Origin of the sequence: Sneathiella sp. (genome assembly GCF_041689005.1) — a bacterium.
GTDB lineage: Bacteria > Pseudomonadota > Alphaproteobacteria > Sneathiellales > Sneathiellaceae > Sneathiella.
Genome location: NZ_JBDNHC010000073.1, coordinates 1 through 6,491, shown reverse-complemented (window position 1 = coordinate 6,491; position 6,491 = coordinate 1). Strand labels below are relative to the sequence as shown.

Annotated in this window: 9 protein-coding genes and 1 tRNA gene; 3 read left to right on the top strand and 7 right to left on the bottom strand. The window is 49.5% G+C overall.

Features of this window, described 5'->3' with window-relative positions; all coding sequences use genetic code 11:
• From ACESNI_RS08590 to ACESNI_RS08575, 4 genes are all read right to left on the bottom strand, one after another.
• On the bottom strand, positions 1 to 955 hold a 955-nt coding region (locus tag ACESNI_RS08590), incomplete at its 3' end, for a tyrosine-type recombinase/integrase (protein ID WP_373086128.1).
• Positions 955 to 1,437 carry a helix-turn-helix domain-containing protein gene (locus ACESNI_RS08585; RefSeq protein ID WP_373086127.1) on the bottom strand — a complete coding sequence of 161 codons (483 nt, stop codon included), beginning with the start codon at positions 1,435 to 1,437 and terminating at the stop codon, positions 955 to 957. The genes ACESNI_RS08585 and ACESNI_RS08590, both read right to left, overlap by 1 nt.
• Before the next feature lie 6 nt (positions 1,438 to 1,443).
• The gene (locus tag ACESNI_RS08580) at positions 1,444 to 1,638 is read right to left on the bottom strand and encodes a helix-turn-helix transcriptional regulator (protein ID WP_373086126.1); all 195 of its coding nucleotides are present in this window, start codon (positions 1,636 to 1,638) and stop codon (positions 1,444 to 1,446) included.
• 150 nt (positions 1,639 to 1,788) lie between these two features.
• Positions 1,789 to 2,454 carry a hypothetical protein gene (locus tag ACESNI_RS08575; RefSeq protein WP_373086125.1) on the bottom strand — a complete coding sequence of 222 codons (666 nt, stop codon included), beginning with the start codon at positions 2,452 to 2,454 and terminating at the stop codon, positions 1,789 to 1,791.
• 161 nt (positions 2,455 to 2,615) lie between these two features.
• Here ACESNI_RS08575 and ACESNI_RS08570 point away from each other — a divergent pair, with 161 nt between their 5' ends.
• The 3 genes from ACESNI_RS08570 (at position 2,616) to ACESNI_RS08560 (ending at position 4,916) form a co-directional block, all read left to right on the top strand.
• Positions 2,616 to 2,978 carry a transposase gene (locus ACESNI_RS08570; protein ID WP_373086124.1) on the top strand — a complete coding sequence of 121 codons (363 nt, stop codon included), beginning with the start codon at positions 2,616 to 2,618 and terminating at the stop codon, positions 2,976 to 2,978.
• Positions 2,975 to 3,322 (top strand): IS66 family insertion sequence element accessory protein TnpB, encoded by a 348-nt coding sequence (gene tnpB, locus ACESNI_RS08565; protein WP_373086123.1) that lies wholly within the window; start codon positions 2,975 to 2,977, stop codon positions 3,320 to 3,322. The genes ACESNI_RS08570 and tnpB overlap by 4 nt, the downstream gene beginning before the upstream one ends.
• A gap of 79 nt (positions 3,323 to 3,401) precedes the next feature.
• A complete protein-coding gene (locus ACESNI_RS08560) occupies positions 3,402 to 4,916 on the top strand; it encodes an IS66 family transposase (RefSeq protein ID WP_373086129.1) in 1,515 nt (504 codons plus the stop codon).
• On the opposite strand, the gene ACESNI_RS08555 is transcribed toward ACESNI_RS08560, so the two are convergent.
• The 3 genes from ACESNI_RS08555 to ACESNI_RS08545 form a co-directional block, all read right to left on the bottom strand.
• A complete protein-coding gene (locus ACESNI_RS08555; protein ID WP_373086122.1) occupies positions 4,907 to 5,080 on the bottom strand; it encodes a transposase in 174 nt (57 codons plus the stop codon). The genes ACESNI_RS08560 and ACESNI_RS08555 overlap by 10 nt on opposite strands.
• A 390-nt stretch (positions 5,081 to 5,470) precedes the next feature.
• Positions 5,471 to 6,181, bottom strand: a complete 711-nt coding sequence (locus ACESNI_RS08550; protein WP_373086121.1) for an IS6 family transposase — start codon at positions 6,179 to 6,181, stop codon at positions 5,471 to 5,473.
• Positions 6,182 to 6,350: 169 nt separating this feature from the next.
• Positions 6,351 to 6,440 (bottom strand) — tRNA-Ser (locus ACESNI_RS08545).
• Positions 6,441 to 6,491 lie beyond the last annotated feature (51 nt).

Genomic DNA, 6,491 nt, shown 5'->3' with positions numbered 1-6,491 from the left:
TTGTCGCCAGATGCTCATGACCAATATTCTGACTGAGTGCCTTTAGCTCAAACTGCGACAGATTTTTAAGACCCCATTTGACGATCGTATTCCTGAACAAATGCGGATTGTAATAGGGCAAACCGACCGCCTTGAACGCTGCCCTGAATATACCCCGCACCTGCCCCGTATTTGCATAATGCTCCCTCGATAAGCCCTGCGCCTCAAATGCCATAGTTTCCGGATTGTTTCGCATCTGTGTCTTTGGGAAGAGAGGATCATTTGGCTTTATCCCAACAACTTTATCCAGATGCCTAAGCCAATCCATGACGACCGCTTCCGCCAGCGGCAATGGTTTCCCGAGAAACTTTGTGAGAATACCTTTACGGCGCTTTGTCCTGACATGCCTGGGATCCTGCCAGACGGTTCGCTTATCCGCGTCAACATCCTTTCGTTTTAGCGAGACCAGCGCGTCATCCCGAATACAGGTGATAATGACAAAGGCAAACATGGCCCGATCCCGCTTCTCGATATCCGTATCCTGTCGCATGGCTTTGAGGGTAGTTTCCAGCTCATCTAGCGTAGGAGGCATTTTCTCTCTCGATGCCCTTGCTGCGCGGTTGGCGTTATCTGACAAGCGAAAATACTGGGTAATGCGGCCATCGACTTTCTTGATGTACTGAGGGTGCATTGCAAGCCATTCAAAGAATTCTTTGAGGTTGCCAAGGGTGGAACGGATCGTCGATATACTTAACAATTCATCCGATTTATTTTTCCCATGCTCCAGTGACGCCTTGAACGCCTTGACATGATCGGTCGTAACGTCCTTAAAGTCGATATAGCCGGTATGAGCCTCAAAGCTATTGATGCTGTTCCATGCCGCCTTCACTGTCTTCGGATCACGGTATTTTCCATGCAGCAAAGCTTCCTCATACTGCTTCTTCGCCATCTCGTTTTTAGGGTTATATTCAGCCATTATCCAGTCTCCTTCCAAGTTTGACATTTACGCGGCGTCCCCTGCTCTCCACTAGGTGGTTCGGTGGGTGCGTTCCTGTCAGGATGGAAAGGATGCGATTTAAACCATTTCTTGGCACTCACGAAGGTGTTCACGCGCGTATTACAGACCTCACAACGCCCGGAAACACGAACGGTCCTATTTGGCATTCTTTTGGCGTTCAGGAAGGCCGCATTGGGCTTTTGCGGCCTATGACATTTGCAACAGTAAATTTCACCTGCTGCGCAAGGTTGTTTGTTCCGGGCGTTCTTCTGCTCAAGAAAGCGACGCAAGTCGCTGCTATGGACAAAATACTTTTTTGTGCCGAGAATCCGCTTTAACCCCTCTCGCCTGATCCAACGAAACACTGTATCGGAAGTCATGCCGTACAGCGCCGCTATTTCGTATACCGTATAGGTATAGTTCTCCCTGATCAGCCTCAGGTTATAGATATGCTTCCGCATGATGCGTTATCCCTCACTGGAAGCGATCAACGCGCGGATATCTTCCACCCGCCACGCTGTAATCTTCGGGCCAAGCTTGACAGGTTTTGGATAGCGCCCTTCCTTCACGCCTGCCCACCAATGGGACTTGCTGACCGGATAGACTTTGAGGATTATCGGCAGGCGAACAAAGCCGACCTCGGGAAAATTGGAATTAAACATAATAAGCTACCTTCGACTAATTAAAACCGAGGCCATCCGATCATGTCCATTATCAAAATAGAACGTTTTAAGGGTTCAAACCGTCTGAAATTAAAGGGTTTAACCCTTCTCCAAATATTATAAATTTCAACCACTTATTGGGTTCAAAGCTTACTTTCTGGAAGAATTCTTCCAAGGCGTGCTTCCGCCTGATTTATCTTGGGGGCGACGAAGAATCGTTGCCATCGATCCAATAAGATGATCTGATTTTTCCCCCAAATTGTCTGGCCAGTTTTCATTCAGCCAATGAATTATCTTGCTTTTATCCGTGCGCTTTTCTTCCGACAATTTCAAAGCCACAACTGCTTTAAGCATGAATTGCATAAAGGGTGGAATATAGGAGGAAACGGCGTTCGCCGATTGCCTAATTTCTGGCCGTTCAATAATCGGCTTGTCCGCAAGATAGTTTTCAAATTTCCTTCTGTCTAAAAAATAGTAATTACCTTCTTCGCCTCTGTCCTCTATATCACCGCTGATTGGCAGAAATCCTCTCTCAAAACATTCTACGGCGGTTCTGCTTTGCAAAAACTCGCGATCAACGTTCCGCTTCTTACCGTTGAAGCTATTTATCGTAAATACTTCCATTTCTGGCGTAGTGAGGAGGAACCGGATCAGGCTTTGAACGGATTCCGGAAATTTGTACTTTCCAATCCCCTCCGGAGTTTTCTTAAGTACAAACTGAACTGCCGCTTCCTTGCTCCAAATCCCCTCAGGGCAAGTAATACCCCTCGGCTCAAGTTCTATTCTTTTCGTAGTTTCTGATTCAGATTTTTCCAAATGCTTTACACCTTGCCATACCGCGCGATCTTCAATCGCCAATATCAATGGAATGTAAGCGTTCGGCCTTCCCCACCTTCCGCCTGATTTTCTGATCTGCGACTATGCCCATAGATTAGTGGGCAATAGGTGTCCACTAAAAGTTAAGTGGACACTAAGCGATGACAGAGAAGCGCCGCCGCCGGAGATGGAGTGATGAGGAGAAGCGTCGGATTGTTTCGCAGACGCGTGTGCCGGGCGTCTCAGTTTCTCAGGTCGCGCGGCGTTATGATGTGAATGCCAACCTGATATTCAAATGGCTTCGCGATCCGCGATTTTGTTCGGCTGATCAGCCTGACCCTGTTGAGCCGACGTTTTTGCCTGTTGAAGTGTCGGGGGCCCTGCCGGTGGTCGCCCCGGAGCGGGTATGTTCTGAAGTTCCGTACAAGATAAAGATCGTATTGGCGAGCGGGCACCATCTTGAACTCAGTGGCGATTATGACGTGGATACTATTGTGTGCCTAGCCCGTGGTCTGGCGACATGATCCCGGTCCCTGCACAAACCAAAGTGTGGCTGGCGGCGGGAGTGACCGACATGCGTAAAGGGTTCGCAGGACTTTCGGCACTGGCCGAACAGGTTCTGCAGCAAGACCCGTATTGTGGCCATCTTTTTGTCTTTCGCGGTCGTCGCGGTGATCTGATCAAGGTCATCTGGTTCGATGGTCAGGGCTCGTGTCTGTTTTCCAAACGGCTGGAGCGAGGGCGCTTCGTCTGGCCTTTGGCACGGGATGGAAAGCTGACCCTCAGCCCGGCGCAATTAGCGATGTTGCTTGAAGGAATTGACTGGCGTACGCCCGAGAGGACATGGCGTCCACTGGCTGTTGGATAAAATATAAAAGGTCCATATTTGTTGAATAAAGCGGGTCCTTGGGATTCCCTTTTGGGCTCGTATCGGCTATAAAATGATCATGTTGGAAACCGCCAAAACCCTCCCTGATGAACCGTCAGAATTGAAGCACCTTGTTGGCCTTCTGTCATCAGAGGTGAAGTCTCAGGCACTGTTGATCGAGAAGCTCAGGCATCAATTAATTGGCATGCGCCGCCATCGTTTTGGAGCAAGCTCCGAGGCCCTGGATCAACTACAACTCTCTTTGGAAGATGAGGAAGTTGCGCAAGCGGCTGAGGAAGTGGCATCACAGGCTGATCAAAACACGACACCTGATCAGAAGCCAAATGGCCAACCCAGACGCAAGCCTTTGCCCGATCACCTGCCACGCCATGAAGATATCCTGTCGCCGGGCGATGAGTGCGGGCAGTGCGGTGGCAAGTTAAAAAAGCTTGGCGAAGATGTCACTGAAGAACTTGAATATGTTCCCGGTCGGTTTGTGGTCAACCGGATTGTCCGCCCGCGCATGGCGTGCGGTTGTTGCGAGACGATCCAGCAAGCACCAATGCCATCGCGCCCGATTGAGCGCGGCCGTCCCGGTCCGGGACTGTTGGCCCATATCCTTGTGTCTAAATACGCTGACCATCTTCCGCTCTATCGTCAGAGCCATATCTTTGAGCGCGAAGGTCTGGACTTATCGCGCTCGACGTTGGCTGATTGGGTTGGCCAATCAACAGCACTTCTAGAACCCTTGGCCGACGCCATCAGAAAGCACGTTCTCAACGGCCAGGCTATCTTCGCTGATGACACGCCAGTTAATATGCTGGCGCCTGGATCGGGAAAGACCAAGACTGCACGGCTCTGGGCTTATGTCCGCGATGAACGACCTTGGTCCGGAGACGGACAGCCCGCCTCCTGGTATCAATTCTCCCCGGACCGGAAGGGCGAACGCCCAAACAAACATCTTCTCGACTACGATGGATTTATGCATGCCGACGGCTATGCCGGGTTCAATGACCTCTACCGAACGGGCAAAATAACGGAAGTTGCTTGTATGGCTCACATCCGCCGTAAGTTTGTTGATGTGCATAAATCGCAAGGTTCAGCTATTGCGGAGGAAGCCATAAAACGCATCGCCAAGCTCTATGGCATCGAGAAAGACGCTCGGGGACAGCCCCCGGATGAGCGACGGGAGGCCAGACAAAGCCAGTCAAAGCCCGAGTTTGAGGACCTGGAAGTATGGCTGTACGCGCAACTGACCCGAATATCGGGGAAGTCCCCGCTTGCCATGGCCATCCGTTATGCCCTGACGCGCATGAAGAAACTGCGGCCGTGGCTGGATCATGGCTTTCTCGAACTCGACAACAATGCCGCGGAACGATCCATGCGGCCCATTGCGTTGGGCCGTAAAAACTACTTATTTATGGGATCTGAGCGCGGCGGTAAATCGGCAGCCATCGCCTATACGCTGATCGAAACGGCCAAACTCAACAACGTTGATCCGCAAGCCTGGCTGACGGACACACTCAACAGAATTGCCGACCATAAAATTAATCGTATTGATGAGTTACTGCCTTGGCATTACGCTCAGACCTGAGCGTAATGTGATATCACCATGCCGTCGAGAGGTCCGTTCGCCGGACGGTCACCATCATAACGCCGCGCAACCTGTGATACAGAAACACCAGAAATCCCGCATTGGGAAACAATCATCTGCTTTTCTTGTGCGCTCCAAAAGCGCTTCTTCTGTTTTCCTGACATACAATCTGATCTCCCTCATAGTGTCCACTATCGATAGTGGACACTATCGCCCGCTATCGATCTACAGTCTGAACTATAAAATGAACTTTATAAGGCGGTGTTCACCGGACGCTTACAATGGAATAGATTATTATTCGTTTTCAAGAATGTTGGCAAATCTTACGGGCTAGATTGTGGCGGTGCTAATGCATCTCTTGATTTCCTTGATAATCGAAATGACAATTACTGAGTGTGCATTGATTATTTTTGGGGGACGAATTGGGGGGCTAATTCTAATAAAAAATATCTATCTTATTGTTTTTATTATATGTTTTTAAATGAAATGGCGGTGCTGTCAGACTAATGCGACCTCGTCTCCGTATGACGTAAAATGGCAATAAGGCGCCTCTATTATGCCGCATTAAGTTGCTGCCACTCGGTCAGTGCAGCATTTCTCCGAAGCTTGAATTCTTCTCGGCTGGTTAGGTGGCGCTCATGGTTGAAGTGGTTATGGACTGATGAGTGGATTGAGACGAATTTCTGTAAACTTCGCAGGCGCCTGAATTTCAGCATAGCCTGCTCTCGTCGCCGGAACGGGAGATGGGGACTTTCACAGCAATTGTTCTTCCACCGGCCAACCTCTTGTGCTGTTTCATTACCAATGATTTTCATAGCAGCCCGGTACGAACGTAATCTGTCCGTTACAATCACATGAGGTTGACCGTAACGTTTCATGATTTTCTTGAGGAAAACCATTGCTGCTTTGCGGTCGCGTCGCTTAGAAACAAAGGCTTCCAGCACTTCGCCCTCGTGGTCGACGGCACGCCACAGGTAATGAGTTTCTCCATTTATCTTCACAAATACTTCGTCCAGGTGCCATCGCCAGTTGGAGTGATTCCGGGAAGAAGGATGAAGTCGTTTCTTTTGGATCTCGCGCGCAAACAGGGGACCAAATCTATTCCACCAATAGCGGACTGTTTCATGACAAATATCGATGCCCCGTTCATGAAGAAGGTCTTCAACATTGCGAAGCGAAAGGGGAAACCTGACATACATCATCACAGCCAGGCGGATGATTTCAGGTGAGGTTTTAAAATACCGGAAGGGACTTTTATTTTTCATGCTCGGAGGCTAATCGACGAGCAAATGAGCATCAAGCTGTTTTCTTCTGACAGTACCAATGCAAATGATGGATCTATGCATTAAATAAAATATTTGGGGGCCAATTGGGGGACTAGTAAAATATTAAATATGTTAAACTATTGTTTTTATTAATTATTTTTACTAAAAATGGCGGAGGGAGGGGGATTCGAACCCCCGATACGGTTCCCCGTATACACACTTTCCAGGCGTGCGCCTTCAGCCACTCGGCCACCCCTCCGCATTTTCGCGCCGGAGCGCGAGGACGAGCGGGGAATATACTTGAGGAGGC